13 protein-coding genes are annotated in these 14071 nt (G+C 72.7%); 12 read left to right on the top strand and 1 reads right to left on the bottom strand.

Annotation, left to right across the window (positions count from 1 at the left end; all coding sequences use genetic code 11):
* Positions 1–58 precede the first annotated feature (58 nt).
* Entirely contained in the window at positions 59–3295 is a 3237-nt protein-coding gene (locus tag OHA89_RS04260; protein ID WP_406365299.1) for a TIM-barrel domain-containing protein, read from the top strand.
* Positions 3296–3300: 5 nt separating this feature from the next.
* Here OHA89_RS04260 and OHA89_RS04255 read toward each other — a convergent pair whose 3' ends face one another.
* The gene (locus tag OHA89_RS04255; RefSeq protein ID WP_266612946.1) at positions 3301–3831 is read right to left on the bottom strand and encodes a DUF6817 domain-containing protein; all 531 of its coding nucleotides are present in this window, start codon (positions 3829–3831) and stop codon (positions 3301–3303) included.
* Positions 3832–4013: 182 nt separating this feature from the next.
* On the opposite strand from OHA89_RS04255, the gene OHA89_RS04250 reads away from it, so the two are divergent.
* The 11 genes from OHA89_RS04250 (at position 4014) to OHA89_RS04200 (ending at position 13982) form a co-directional block, all read left to right on the top strand.
* Complete coding sequence (locus OHA89_RS04250) at positions 4014–4916, top strand: LysR family transcriptional regulator (protein ID WP_266612945.1); 903 nt, start codon at positions 4014–4016, stop codon at positions 4914–4916.
* Between the two features lie 99 nt (positions 4917–5015).
* Positions 5016–5186: a hypothetical protein gene (locus OHA89_RS04245; protein ID WP_266612944.1), complete on the top strand. Its 171-nt coding sequence runs from the start codon at positions 5016–5018 to the stop codon at positions 5184–5186.
* 140 nt (positions 5187–5326) lie between these two features.
* On the top strand, positions 5327–7096 hold the full coding sequence (locus OHA89_RS04240; RefSeq protein ID WP_406365296.1) for an enoyl-CoA hydratase-related protein: 1770 nt from the start codon (positions 5327–5329) through the stop codon (positions 7094–7096).
* A gap of 73 nt (positions 7097–7169) precedes the next feature.
* Entirely contained in the window at positions 7170–8225 is a 1056-nt protein-coding gene (locus tag OHA89_RS04235; RefSeq protein WP_215144235.1) for a hydrogenase expression protein HypE, read from the top strand.
* A 69-nt stretch (positions 8226–8294) separates the two neighbouring features.
* Positions 8295–10079 (top strand): nickel-dependent hydrogenase large subunit, encoded by a 1785-nt coding sequence (locus OHA89_RS04230; protein ID WP_266612942.1) that lies wholly within the window; start codon positions 8295–8297, stop codon positions 10077–10079.
* On the top strand, positions 10076–10600 hold the full coding sequence (locus OHA89_RS04225) for a hypothetical protein (protein WP_215144239.1): 525 nt from the start codon (positions 10076–10078) through the stop codon (positions 10598–10600). The genes OHA89_RS04230 and OHA89_RS04225 overlap by 4 nt, the downstream gene beginning before the upstream one ends.
* Complete coding sequence (locus tag OHA89_RS04220; RefSeq protein ID WP_266612941.1) at positions 10597–11256, top strand: DUF5947 family protein; 660 nt, start codon at positions 10597–10599, stop codon at positions 11254–11256. Before OHA89_RS04225 ends, OHA89_RS04220 begins: the two co-directional genes overlap by 4 nt.
* The gene (locus OHA89_RS04215) at positions 11253–11951 is read left to right on the top strand and encodes a DUF6084 family protein (protein ID WP_215144241.1); all 699 of its coding nucleotides are present in this window, start codon (positions 11253–11255) and stop codon (positions 11949–11951) included. Before OHA89_RS04220 ends, OHA89_RS04215 begins: the two co-directional genes overlap by 4 nt.
* Positions 11948–13366, top strand: a complete 1419-nt coding sequence (locus OHA89_RS04210; RefSeq protein WP_406365292.1) for a hypothetical protein — start codon at positions 11948–11950, stop codon at positions 13364–13366. The genes OHA89_RS04215 and OHA89_RS04210 overlap by 4 nt, the downstream gene beginning before the upstream one ends.
* Positions 13363–13881 carry a hydrogenase maturation protease gene (locus OHA89_RS04205; RefSeq protein ID WP_406365290.1) on the top strand — a complete coding sequence of 173 codons (519 nt, stop codon included), beginning with the start codon at positions 13363–13365 and terminating at the stop codon, positions 13879–13881. The genes OHA89_RS04210 and OHA89_RS04205 overlap by 4 nt, the downstream gene beginning before the upstream one ends.
* Positions 13878–13982: a DUF6893 family small protein gene (locus OHA89_RS04200; protein ID WP_374199267.1), complete on the top strand. Its 105-nt coding sequence runs from the start codon at positions 13878–13880 to the stop codon at positions 13980–13982. Before OHA89_RS04205 ends, OHA89_RS04200 begins: the two co-directional genes overlap by 4 nt.
* Positions 13983–14071 lie beyond the last annotated feature (89 nt).

The following is a 14071-nucleotide window of genomic DNA, read 5'->3' as shown; positions in this document are numbered from 1 at the left end:
TGCCAGGTGCATGCCAAAGCGGTGTGTCCGTGATCCGGACCGCACGAGGAGCTGCCCCATGAGACTGCCAGGCATCCGCAGGACCAGGACCAGGACCCGGGCCAGGGCCATGAGCAGGACCGCCACCCCACCCCGGCTGCGGCGCACCCGGGCCGCCCTGCTCGCCGCCGCTCTCGCCGTCGCGGGCCTGGCCGCCGCCGGACCGGTCGCCTCGCCCGCCGCCGCTGCCCCCGCCGGAGCCACGGCCACGGCCGGCAACGTCACCGGCTTCAGCCAGGCCGGGAACACCTTCACCGTCACGGCCTCCAGCGGCGCCAAGGCCCGTGTGGTCGTCGCCCGGGCCGACATCTTCCGGCTCTGGCTCTCGCCCGACGGGGCCTTCACCAACGACCCGGCCGGCACCGACCTCGCGCCCACCACCGACTTCGGTCCCGTCACGACGAGCTCGACCGACGCGGGCGCGTACTACCGGATCAGCACCGGAGCCCTGTCCATCCGGGTCAACAAGTCCCCCCTCCGGTTCTCCGTCTACCGGGCCGACAACACCACCCTCGTCTGGCAGGAGACCCAGCCCACCAGCTGGACCGGCAGCCAGACCACCCAGTACCTGGCCCGGGGCGCGGACGAGCAGTTCTACGGCACCGGCCTGCGCCTGGGCGAATGGGCGCTGCGCGGCAAGACCGTCCCCGTCGCGGTCGACAACAAGTGGCGCGAGAACAACAACGCCAGCCCCGCCCCCTTCTACATGTCGACCAACGGCTACGGCGCCATGCGCAACACCTGGGCCCCGGGCTCCTACGCCTTCAACGCGCCCACCTCCCTCACCCACAACGAGAGCCGGTTCGACGCCTGGTACTTCACCGGCGACTCCCTCAAGTCCGTGCTCGACGCGTACACCGACGTCAGCGGCAAGCCGTTCATGGCGCCGATGTGGGGCTTCGAGCTGGGCAACGCCGACTGCTTCAACGCCTCCAATCCCGACTACCAGGGTGACCACAACCGGCTCCGCCACCAGACCACCCCGGACGTCGTCGGGTACGCGGCCGACGCCCGCGCCGCCGACATGCCCTCGGGCTGGTTCCTGCCCAACGACGGCTACGGCTGCGGCTACACCGCGCCCCTCAAGTCGACGGTGGACGCGCTGAAGGCCAAGGGATTCCAGACCGGCCTGTGGACCTCCACCGGACTCGGCTCCATCGGCGACGAGGTGGGAACGGCCGGCAGCCGCGGCGTGAAGACGGACGTGGCCTGGATCGGCAGCGGCTACAAGTACGCCTTCAACGGGGTGCAGCAGGCCGTCGACGGGATCGAGAAGAACTCCGACGCCCGGCGCTACGTCTGGACCGTCGACGGCTGGGCCGGCACCCAGCGCAACGCCGTCGTCTGGACCGGCGACACCAACGGCACCTGGGACGACATGCGCTGGCACGTCCCCGCCATCACCGGCGCGGGCCTCTCGGCCCTGAACTACGCCTCCGGCGACGTCGACGGCATCTTCGGCGGCAGCCCCAAGACCTACACCCGCGACCTCCAGTGGAAGGCCTTCACCCCCGCCTTCATGACCATGTCCGGCTGGGGCGCGACCGGTCCCTCGGCCGGTTACCAGGACAAGCAGCCCTGGCGCTTCGCCGAGCCGTACCTCTCCATCAACCGCAAGTACCTCCAGCTCAAGATGCGGCTGATGCCGTACCTCTACACGATGAGCAAGACCGCGAACGAGACCGGCGTGCCCAGCACCCGCGCGATGGTCCTCGAATACCCCGACGACCCGGTGGCCCGCGGGAACCTCACCAGCGGCCAGTTCATGGCCGGAGACTCCCTCCTCGTCGCGCCCGTCGTCTCCGACACCTCCGTACGGGACGGGATCTACCTCCCCGCCGGCACCTGGACGGACTACTGGACGGGCCGCACCTACGCGGGACCGGGCTGGCTCAACGGCTACCAGGCCCCGCTCGACACCCTGCCGCTCTTCGTCAAGGGCGGCGCCATCGTGCCGATGTGGCCGCAGATGAACTACACGGGGGAGAAGCCCGTCTCCACCCTCACCTACGACATCCACCCGCGCGGCAGTTCCTCCTTCAGCCTCTACGAGGACGACGGCCGCACCCGCGCCCACCAGTCCGGCGCCTTCGCCCGCCAGCAGGTCGACGTCACCGCCCCGGCGTCGGGCACCGGCACGGTCACCGTCTCGGTCGGAGCCCCCACCGGCAGCTACACCGGCAAACCGGCCTCCCGGGGTTACGAGTTCACCCTCCACGTGGCCTCCGCACCCACCGCCCTCACCGCGGACGGGGCCGCCCTGGCCGGCCTGACGTCCAAGGCCGCCTACGACGCGGCCGCCTCGGGCTGGTTCTTCGACCCGTCGGACCGCTCCGGCGTCCTGTGGGTCAAGACGGGTGCGAAGCCGGGCGCGTTCAGCGTCTCGGCCACCGGCACCACCATCCCGGCGGCCGGCGCCCTGCCCTCCTCCAGCCCCATCGCGCAGTCGGGCTGGTCCCTGGTCTCGGCCGACAGCCAGGAGACCGCCGCCGAGAACGGCGCCGCGGCCAACGCCTTCGACGGCAACCCGGCCACGCTGTGGCACACCGCCTGGTCCTCCGGGAAGCCGGCCGCGCTCCCGCACGAGATCCAGCTCGACCTCGGCGCCCGCTACGCGGTGGACGGCCTCGGCTACCTGCCCCGGCAGGACGGCGGGGTCAACGGCCGCATCGGCGACTACGAGGTCTACGTCTCCGACACCACCGCAGACTGGGGCTCACCCGTGGCGAGCGGCACCTTCGCCGACACGGCGGCCGCCAAGAGCGCCGCCCTGTCCGTGAAGAGCGGCCGCTACCTGAGGCTGAAAGCCCTGACCGAGGCCGGTGGGCGCGGCCCGTGGACCAGCGCCGCCGAGATCACCCTCACCGGACGCCCGGCCCCGCTCCCGGCCGACGCCACCCTCGTCAACGCGGCCTCCGCGAGCTGCGTGGACCTGCCGCACAGCGCCACCACCCCCGGCACCGAACCCACCCTCTACACCTGCCACGGCGGCCCGAACCAACGCTGGACCCTCCAGAGCGACGGCCGCCTCACCGGTCTCGCCGGCGTCTGCCTGGACGGCGCCGACGCCGCACGCGTGACGATCCGGACCTGCGACGGAAGCGCCGGCCAGACCTGGCAGGCGGGCCCCCAGAGCACCCTGCGCACCGCCGGCCAATGCCTCACCCCGGCCGGATCCGGCACCGCCAACGGCACCCTCCTCACCCGCGCCGCCTGCGACAACACCCCGGCCCAGCGCTGGACCTTCACCCCCTGACCCGTTCACCCGACGAGCCCGGCCTGGCACTCCCGCCAGGCCGGCTCGCTCAGCAGACCGCGGAACCGGCCGAAGAGCGCCAGCAGTTCGGCGCCCCACCCCTCCCGGAAGGCCGGGTCGATCCGTGCGAGGTCGAGCTCATTGGCCGCCGACAGCTCGGCGAAGTCCCGGCGCAGCTCCAGGGCGGGGGAGTGGACGCGACCGGTGAACCGGTCGCGGAAGGCCGCCTCCCCGTCGCCGAGCGTCGGATAGGACGCCGCCCGGTCGCAGGCGGCGTAGAAGTACACGATCCCCTCGGCCTCCGCGCCGATCACCGCGGCCAGCTCGGCCCGCCGCGAGAGCGGCAGCAGGGCGGTCGCAAAACCGTCCGTCCCGTAGAACGCGTGGCACAGACCGGCCTGTTGGAGCGCGGGTCGCGCTCCCCAGGAGGCGAGCAGCTCCCGGACGCGCCCCAGGTGGGCGAGGAGGGTTCCGCCGGGATGCGCGATGTGTTCGGCGCCGAGTTCCCGCAGCCATGTGACGGCTCGATCCGACACGGGCGCGTCCTTTCACGATGTGGTGGGTCGGCACCCGTCCCCCGTCCGCGCCTGGGGTCCGGACCCCGTGGCGAAGACGCGGGACGGGTTGCCGCCCGGGCCCTGCATCGATCTTGATCCCGCCCGACACCCAAGTCAATCCACCGATTTGCTCCCCACATCCAAGCGATAGCTTGGATCCCATGACCCTCGACGACCTCCGCGTGTTCGTGGCCGTCTGCCGCGCCGGCAGCCTCAGTGCCGTGGCCCGCGACCTCGGCCGCACCCAGTCCGCCGTCAGCCAGCACGTACGCCGCCTGGAGAAGCAGACCGGCGCGACCCTGCTGGAGCGCCACGCCCGCGGGGTGGTGCCCACCGAGGCCGGCCGCATCCTGCAAGCGGCCGCCGCCGACGGCATCGCCGGCCTCGACGGCGCCCTGCGCCGCCTGGACGACCTCGTACGGGGAGGCGGTGGCTCGGTGCGCGTCACCACCGGCGCGACCACCGTCCGGCACTTCATGTCCGAGGCCGTCGTCACCTTCCGCCGCCGGCACCCCGGGGTGAGCCTGGAGTTCCAGACCGAGAACTCCAGCCGCAGCTGCTTCGACGCCCTCGCCGCCGACGACCTCGACCTGGCCTGGATCACCATCGGCGCCCCGGTCCGCGGCATCGAGCAGCGCCCCGTGATGGAACTCCCCTGGGTGCTCGCGGTCGGCGCCGACGATCCCCTCGCCGCCCGCCCCCGGATCGAGCTCGCCGACCTCTCGGGAATCCGCCATGTCCGGCTGCCGGAGAACTCCGCCTCCCGCGCCCGCCTCGACGCCGCGTTCGCCGAAGCCGGCATCCGGGTCCGCTCCGACACCAGCGTGGCGGACTGGGACACCGCCCTGCTCCTCGCCGAACTGGGCCTGGGCCACGCCGTCGTACCCGCGCTGCCCGGCTGGCGGGTCCCCGGCACCGACGGCCCGCTGCGCCTGGTCCCGATCCCGGCCCTGCCGCCGCTCGCCGTCGGCTGGGCGGTCCGTCGCTGGGCCGCCCTCGCCCCGCCGGCCCGGGCCTTCGCCGCCGAGGTCGCCCGCAGTTGTACGGCCCGGGCCGCCCGGTGACCTACGCGGCGTCGACCGAGTCCCGCTCCAGCACCTGGCCGAGGGCCTCGGCGCCCGGGTCATGGCGCGGCTGCGGGCCCCGATCCCGGCCCGCGGGCGATGACCGAGGCGCTACTGACGGAGTCGCTGCCCACCGACGAGGCCAGCCGGACCTTCCACATCGTCACCCAGGCGTCCGCCGCCGTCCTGCGCCACCACCTGGACCGGCTCCTGCCCGCGCAGGACGCCCACCAGGGCCGAGTGGCCCCCGATGGCGGCGCTTTCGGGTGACACCACCGCTCGGCGCCGGGCGCGTCCCACCGGGGTACCAGACGATCTCAGGCGGCCGGTCATGCTGTTCGAGCTGTCGCCGGCCATGATCAGCCGAGGCGTTCCGGCGTCGCGGCTCCGAGCCGCCGCTGGGAGATCACGTGCACGTCCTGCTCGTCGCGAGCGCGTTCAACAGCCTCACCCAGCGGATCCACGCCAAACTGCGCGACCACGGCCACAGCGTGGCGGTCGAACTCGCCCTGCCCGACGTCCCCCTGGCGCCCGCCGTCCGCCGGCACCAGCCCGACCTCGTCCTCGCGCCGATGCTGCGGACGGCCCTCCCCGAGGAGGTCTGGGCCGCGTACACCTGCCTGATCGTCCACCCGGGACCGGTCGGCGACCGCGGCCCCTCCTCGCTCGACTGGGCCCTCCACGAGCAGGCCACCCGATGGGGCGTCACCGTCCTGCAGGCCGAGGCCGAGATGGACGCCGGACCCGTCTGGGCCCACGTCACGTGCCCCGTACCACCGGTGGGCAAGAGCGACCTCTACCGCGGCGAGGTCGCCGACGCAGCCCTCGAGGCCGTACACCTCGCCGTCGGCCGCTTCGCCTCGGGCACGTACACCCCGCAGCGGCAGAGCGCCGGACACCCGCGCCCCGCGATGCGCCAGGAGCACCGCCGGATCGACTGGCAGGCGGACTCCACCGCACGCGTCCTGCGCGTCCTGCGCGCCGCCGACTCACAGCCCGGCGTACGGGACGAACTGCTCGGCGCCGAGTGGTTCCTGCACGGAGGCCACGCCGAGGACCGCCTGCGCGGCCACCCCGGGGAACTGCTCGCCACCCGGGCGGGCGCCATCTGCCGGGCCACCGCCGACGGCGCCGTCTGGATCCCCGAACTCCGCGCCCGCCGCACCCCCGGCGGGCCCGCCGCCCCGAAACTGCCCGCCACCGTGGCCCTCGCCGACCGGCTGCCCGCGCTGCGGGAACATCCCGCCCCGCTGCACACGGACGCGCGCCGCCGCACCTGGTCCGACATCGGCTACCGCGAGGAGGGGCAGACCGGCTTCCTGACCTTCTCCTTCCCCGGCGGCGCGATGAGCACCGCCCACTGCCGGCGCCTGCGAGACGCCTACCGGATCGCCTGCGCCCGCCCCACCACCGTCCTGGTCCTCGGCGGCGGCCGAGACTTCTTCTCCAACGGCATCCACCTGGGAGTCATCGAGGCGGCCGCCGACCCGGCCGAGGAGTCCTGGGCCAACATCAACGCCATGGACGACCTCGTCGAGGCCGTGCTCACCACCACCGACCGCCTGGTCGTCGCCGCCCTCGGCGGCAACGCCGCCGCAGGCGGGGCCATGCTCGCCCTCGCCGCCGACGAGGTCTGGTGCCGCTCGGGCGTGGTGCTCAACCCGCACTACCGCCTGATGGGACTGCACGGCTCCGAGTTCTGGACCTACACCCTGCCGCGCCGCGTCGGCACCGGCGTCGCCGAGCGCCTCACCACCGAGGCCCTGCCGCTGAGCGCGGAGGCCGCGCTCCGGCTGGGGCTGACCGACCGTACGGTGCCCTGCGCACCCCAGGCCTTCGCCGGCGAGACGGCGCGGCTCGCGGCGCGGCTCGCCGCGCTGCCCGCAACCGCTTCCCGGATCGCCGCCAAGAAGGCCCGGCGCGACCGCGACGAGGCCGAGAAGCCCCTGGCCGCCTACCGGGAGGCCGAGCTGGCCCTGATGAGGCAGACCTTCTCCGACCCGGACGCCCCGTACCACGCCCTGCGCCGCGCCTTCGTACGCAAGGAGCCCGCGGCGGCCACGCCACCCCACCTCGCGCGCCCGGCGGCCGGCCGGCACACGGCTCCGCTGCCCTCCCGGCAGCGCCCGGTCACTGGACTGGCCGCACATGACGCAGCACGCCGGGCGCCCGGCTGTTAGCAAGAGAGGGTGAGGCCGCGAACGCCGCCTCGTCCGCACTCCGACCCGAGCACCTCCCCGAGGAGGCATCCCCATGGATCCAGCGACGCCGGCCCCGGTGGAAGACCCCCCGATCCACATCCTCTGGATCAACGCCGGGCTGAGCTGCGACGGCGACTCCGTGTCCCTGACCGCCGCCATGCAGCCCAGCATCGAGGAGATCGTGACGGGCGTACTCCCCGGGCTGCCCAAGATCGCGGTGCACTGGCCGCTGATCGACTTCGAATGCGGTCCGGTCGGTGGCGCGGACACGTTCATCGAGTGGTTCTTCAAGGGGGAGCGGGGCGAGATCGACCCGTTCGTGCTCGTCGTCGAGGGCTCCATCCCCAACGAGAAGATCAAGCCCGAGGGCTACTGGTGCGGCTTCGGCGACGACCCCGAGACCGGCCAGCCCATCACCACCAGCGAGTGGATCGACCGGCTGGCCCCCAAGGCCCTCGCCGTCGTCGCCATCGGCACCTGCGCCACCTACGGCGGCATCCACGCCATGGAGGGCAACCCCACCGGAGCCATGGGCCTGCCCGACTACCTGGGCTGGAACTGGACGTCGAAGGCCGGCATCCCGATCGTGTGCGTACCGGGCTGCCCGATCCAGCCGGACAACTTCTCGGAGACGCTGACCTACCTGCTCTACCAGGCGGCGGGCTCGGCACCGATGATCCCGCTCGACGACAAGCTGCGCCCCACCTGGCTGTTCGGCGCCACCGTCCACGAGGGCTGTGACCGCGCCGGCTACTACGAGCAGGGCCAGTTCGCCACGACCTACGACTCGCCCCAGTGCCTGGTCAAGCTGGGCTGCTGGGGTCCCGTCGTCAAGTGCAACGTCCCCAAGCGCGGCTGGATGAACGGCATCGGCGGCTGCCCCAACGTCGGCGGCATCTGCATCGCCTGCACGATGCCCGGCTTCCCCGACAAGTTCATGCCGTTCATGGACGAACCCCCCGGCGCCAAGCTGTCCAGCAAGGCCAGCGGCGCGTACGGGGCGGTGGTCCGCAGGCTTCGCTCGATCACGGCGCACACCGTGGACCAGGAGCCGAAGTGGCGCCGCACCGGCCAGAAGCTGACCACGGGCTACCGCCCGCCCTGGTGAGCCCCGACGTCCTCACCCCGCTCACGAACTCCTCGCAGCAGAGCAGCAAGAAGGGTCACGGCAGACACGATGGCACCGAAGACGAAGGCGTCCGGCGACGGCAGCGGCCTGGTGGAGATGGCCTGGGATCCGATCACCCGGATCGTGGGCAGCCTCGGCATCCACACGAAGATCGACTTCAAGCAGAAGCGGGTCGCGGAGTGCTACAGCACCTCGTCGGTCTTCCGCGGATACAGCGTCTTCATGCGCGGCAAGGACCCACGCGACGCGCACTTCATCACCAGCCGCATCTGCGGGATCTGCGGTGACAACCACGCCACCTGCTCCGTCTACACGCAGAACATGGCCTACGGGGTGAAGCCGCCCCACCTCGCCGAGTGGATCATCAACCTGGGCGAGTCGGCGGAGTACATGTTCGACCACAACATCTTCCAGGAGAACCTGGTCGGGGTCGACTACTGCGAGAAGATGGTCCGCGAGACCAACCCCGGGGTCCTCGAGCTCGCGGAGCGCACCGAGGCCCCGCACGCCGGTGACCACGGCTTCAAGACCATCGCCGACATCATGCGCTCCCTCAATCCCATCGAGGGCGAGTTCTACCGCGAGGCTCTCCAGGTCAGCCGCTACACCCGCGAGATGTTCTGCCTGATGGAGGGCCGCCACGTGCACCCCTCCACCCTCTACCCGGGCGGCGTCGGCACCATCGCCTCCGTGCAGCTCTTCACCGACTACATGAGCCGCCTCATGCGGTACGTGGAGTTCATGAAGCGCGTCGTCCCGCTCCACGACGACCTCTTCGACTTCTTCTACGAGGCCCTGCCCGGCTACGAGGAGGTCGGCCGGCGCCGCGTGCTGCTCGGCTGCTGGGGCGCGCTCAACGACCCCGAGTACTGCGACTTCACGTACGCCAACATGAGCGACTGGGGTCGCAAGATGTTCGTCACCCCGGGCGTCGTCGTCGACGGCAAACTGGTCACCAACGACCTCACCGAGATCAACCTCGGCATCCGCATCCTGCTCGGCAGCTCGTACTACGACGACTGGGCAGGCCAGGAGCAGTTCGTCACCCACGACCCGCTCGGCAACCCGGTGGACCCCCGCCACCCGTGGAACCAGCACACCATCCCCGCCCCGCAGAAGCGGAACTTCGACGACAAGTACAGCTGGGTGATGTCGCCCCGCTGGTTCGACGGCAAGGACCACCTCGCGCTCGACACCGGCGGCGGCCCCATCGCCCGCCTCTGGTCCACCGCCCTGTCCGGACTCGTCGACGTCGGCTACGTCCAGGCCACCGGACACAGCGTGGTCATCAACCTGCCGCGCACGATGACCAAGCCCGAGACGCGCTTCGAGTGGAAGATCCCGAAGTGGAGCAACGCGCTGGAGCGCAACCGCGCCCGCACGTACTTCCAGGCCTACGCCGCCGCCATCGCCCTGCACTGCGCCGAGAAGGGCCTGGCCGAGGTCCGCGCCGGACGCACCCAGACCTGGGAGAAGTTCGAGGTGCCGGACGAGTCCATCGGCGTCGGCTTCACCGAGGCCGTACGGGGCGTGCTCTCGCACCACATGGTGATCCGCGACGGAAAGATCGCCAACTACCACCCCTACCCGCCGACCCCGTGGAACGCCAGCACCCGCGACACCTTCGGCACGCCCGGCCCCTACGAGGACGCCGTCCAGAACACGCCGATCTTCGAGGAGAACACCCCGGAGAACTTCAAGGGGATCGACATCATGCGCGCCGTACGCAGCTTCGACCCCTGTCTGCCCTGCGGAGTCCACATGTACGTGGGCGGCGGCAAGACGGTGAAGACCATGCACGTGCCCACCGGCCTGAGCGGACTGGGCGGATGAGCCCGGCCGTCGACGCCCGGCAGACGGGCCGCCGCGTCGAGGAGGTGCTCGACCGGCTCGCCGCCACCGGCGACCGCGAGGCGTGCGCGGCCGCCGAGGAACTGGTGCGCGTCCTCATGGACTTCTACGGGGCGGGCCTCGCCCGGATCGTCGGGCGGCTCGGCGAGGCGCCGCTGCGCCCGCTGCTCGACGACGAACTCGTCGCGAGCCTGCTGGCCCTGCACGACCTGAACCCCGAGGACGTGCACACCCGCATCGCCCGTGCCCTCGACGCCGCGGGCGACCCCGTGGAGGTGCTCGGCTTCGACGAGACCACCGGAGTGCTGCGCCTGCGCCCAGAGGCCGCCGGCAGCGGCTGCGGCTGCCACGCCGGCGGCGAGTCAGCGGGGCAGGCCGTCGAGGACGCCCTGGCCGCCTTCGCCCCCGAGGTGACCCGGGTGGACAGCGAGCCGGCCGCGGCCCCGCAGCCCGCCCTGCTCCAGATCTCCACCCGCCCGCACACCCCGGCGCAGGTGCCGTGAACCGACACCCGGAGCGTACGGGCGCCCCGCGCGGCCTGCGGCGGTTCGCGGGCCCGCGCCCGCCCCGCCCCGAAACCTGCGAACTGTGCGGGGTGGTGGTGCCCGAAGACCGCCACCGCCACCTCGTCGAGCCCGAGAAGCGGGCCCTGGTCTGCGCCTGCACCGCCTGCGCCCTGCTGTTCGACCGGCCGGGCACCACCACCGGGCGGTACCGCGCCGTACCCGACCGCTACCTCACCGACCCCGGCCACCCGCTCGACGAGGGAGCCTGGGAACTGCTCCAGATCCCGGTCGGCGTCGCCTTCTTCTTCCGCAACGCCGCCCTCGACCGCCTGGTCGCGCTCTACCCGAGCCCGGCCGGAGCCACCGAGAGCGAACTCGACCCGCAGACCTGGCAGACCGTACTCGGCGGCCACCGGCTGGCCGCCCTGCTCGAACCCGACGTGGAGGCGCTGCTGCTGCGCCGGACGGAGGGCAGAACCACCTGCCACCTCGTGCCCATCGACATCTGCTACGAACTGGTGGGCCGGATGAGGCTGCTGTGGCAGGGCTTCGACGGCGGCGCCGAGGCCCGCGCCGCCCTCGACGCCTTCTTCGACCAGGTGGAACGCCGGGCCAAGGTCCCGGCCGACGCGGCGGAGGCGCGGCCGCGATGACCGACTTCGGCTTCACCTGCACCGGAGTGCGCGCCGACGCCTACGCCGCCGGCCCCACCCTCGTCTTCCGGCTGCGGATCACCGCCGCCGGCGACGCCCGGGTGCACGCCCTCGCCCTGCGCTGCCAGATCCGCATCGAACCGGCCCGGCGCGGCTACGGCCCCGCCGAGGCCGACGGCCTGGCCGACCTGTTCGGTGAGCGCAGCCGCTGGGGAACCACCCTCCAGCCCGTGCAGTTCGCCCAGGTCGCGCTCATGGTGCCCAGCTTCACCGGCGAGACCGAGATCGACCTGGTCGTCCCCTGTACCTACGACATGGACATCGCGGCGACCCGGTACTTCCACGCCCTGGAGGAGGGCGAGGCGCCGTTGCTGATGCTGTTCTCCGGCACCGCCTTCACCGGCGCAGGCGGTTTCCGCGTCGAGCCCGTGCCCTGGGACCGCGAAGCCTCGTACCGCATGCCCGTACCCGTGTGGCGGGAGATGATCGAGCAGCACTTCCCGGGCTGCGGCTGGCTGCGGCTGCCCCGCGACACCATGGCGGAGCTGCTCGCCTTCCGCTCGCGGCACTCCCTCGCCTCCTGGGAGGCCACCGTACGCACCCTCCTCGACGCGGCCGCCGCCGCGCAGCCGCCACCCGCACCCGTCCGCTTCGGCTCCGTACTGCCCCGTGCCACCGAGAGGACGGCGCCATGACCACCACGGCCGCGACGGACTCCCGCTTCGCCACCGCCCGGCAGGTGGCCGACGCCGTCCTCTTCGAGGGCTACGTGCTCTACCCGTACCGGGCTTCGGCGGCCAAGAACCGGCTGCGCTGGCAGTTCGGCGTACTGGTCCCGCCCGCGTGGGGCCCGGCGCACGAAGAGCACGCGCACCAGCAGACCGAGATCCTGATGGAACCCAAGGGCACGGCGCGCCTCGACGTCGAGCTGCGCTTCCTGCACGCACAGCGCCGCACGGTCCAACAGGCCCTGGCGGACGGCACCTTCGCGGGCGTGGCCGAACTGCACCTGACGGACCGGGTCCTCGTCCCCTGGGACGAGGGGGCCGAGGAGCGGGTCGAGCTGTCCGTCGACGTGGCCGAACTGGCGGGGGAGGGCGTCGCCCTTCCCTTCCGCCGCCCCGCCCGCGAGGACACCGAGCCCGTCCTCGACGCCGACGGCAGGCGTGTCGGCCGCCTGGTGCGGCGTACCGAGGAGATCGAGGGCGTCGTACGCCTGCGCGCGACCGAACTCGAAGGCGCCTACCGGGTGTTCAAGCTCACCGCGGTGGTGGAGAACACCAGCCCGTGGACCCCGCCGGACCGGGCCGCCGACCGCGACGCGGCCCTGCCCCGGTCGCTGGTCGCCGCCCACCTCCTGCTGGGCCTCGACGCCGGCTCCTTCCTCTCCATGACCGACCCGCCCGAGTGGGCCAAGGGAGCCGTCGCCTCCTGCGTCAACCGCCACACCTGGCCCGTACTCGCCGGCGAACCAGGCCGCGCCGACGTGGTCCTGTCCTCCCCGATCATCCTGGAGGACCACCCGGCCATCGCCCCCGAAAGCGCCGGCGCGATGTACGACGCCACCGAGATCGACGAGATCCTCGCCCTGCGCACCGCCGCCCTGACCGACCAGGAGAAGCGCGAGGCGCGCGGTACGGACGCCCGCGCCGCCGCCGTGATCGACCTCGCCGACTCCATGCCGCCCGAGGTACTGGAGCGGCTGCACGGGGCGGTGCGCGCCCTGCGCGAGATCACCGACCCCGGCGGAGCACCTCCGGAACCTGCCGAACTCGCCGATGAGGAAGCGGTGTTCAGGTCCGACACCCCTTGGTGGGACCCGGCCCGGGAGGACACCGCCGACCCGGCGCGCGACCGGATCCTGATCGACGGCGCCCCGGTGGGCGTGGGCAGCCGGGTCCTGCTCCGGCCGGGCCTGCGCCGCACCGACGCCCAGGACCTGTTCCTCCAGGGCATGGCCGCCCGGGTCGAGGCGGTCCTGCACGACGTCGACGGGGGAGTCCACCTCGCGGTGACCGTCGAGGACGACCCGGGCGCCGACATCCGACGGGAGCAGGGCCGCTTCCTCTACTTCCAGCCCGACGAGGTCACCCCCCTGGAGGACGCGTGAGCGGCGGAACACTGGTCGCCGGCATCGGCAACGTCTTCCTCGGCGACGACGGCTTCGGCGTCGAGGCCGTGCGCGCCCTGTCCGCACACCCGCTCCCGGACGGCGTCGAGGTCCTCGACTTCGGCGTGCGCGGAGTCCACCTCGCCTACCAGCTCCTCGACGGTTACGACACCCTCGTCCTGGTCGACGCCACCGCACGCGGCGGCGCCCCCGGCACGCTGTACCTCATCGAGGCCGACGGCCCCGGCGCGGCCCCGCAGGGCGGCGCCGTACTCGACGGCCACCACATGTCCCCCGACGCGGTCCTCGCCCTCCTGGAGACCCTGTGCGCCGGCACCGGAACCACCCCACCCCGGCGGACGCTGGTCGTCGGCTGCGAACCGGCCTCCGTCGAGGAGGGCATCGGCCTGAGCCCACTCGTGGCCGCGGCCGTGCCGGGGGCCGTCCGCATGGTGCTGGACCTGCTCCGGGACGAGACCGCCACGCCTCCCCGAGCACTGAGGAGAACCCCATGAAGAAGGCCGTCATCTGCGGGGCCGCCACCGTCGCACTGGTCGTCGTACTGAAGCAGGTCCTCCCTGACATCAGGCGCTACCTGCGGATGACCAAGATGTAGGACAGCGCCCGCCCCGGCGCCCGAATGGCGTACGGGGCGTGCCGCGCGTCGGCGTGCCCGCCCGCCCCGCCTCCGTCCTGCCGGTGTAA

Origin of the sequence: Streptomyces sp. NBC_01546 (assembly GCF_045208355.1) — a bacterium.
Lineage (GTDB): Bacteria > Actinomycetota > Actinomycetes > Streptomycetales > Streptomycetaceae > Streptomyces.
Note: the sequence above shows the minus strand (reverse complement) of the source record. Positions and strands in the feature narration are given on the sequence as shown.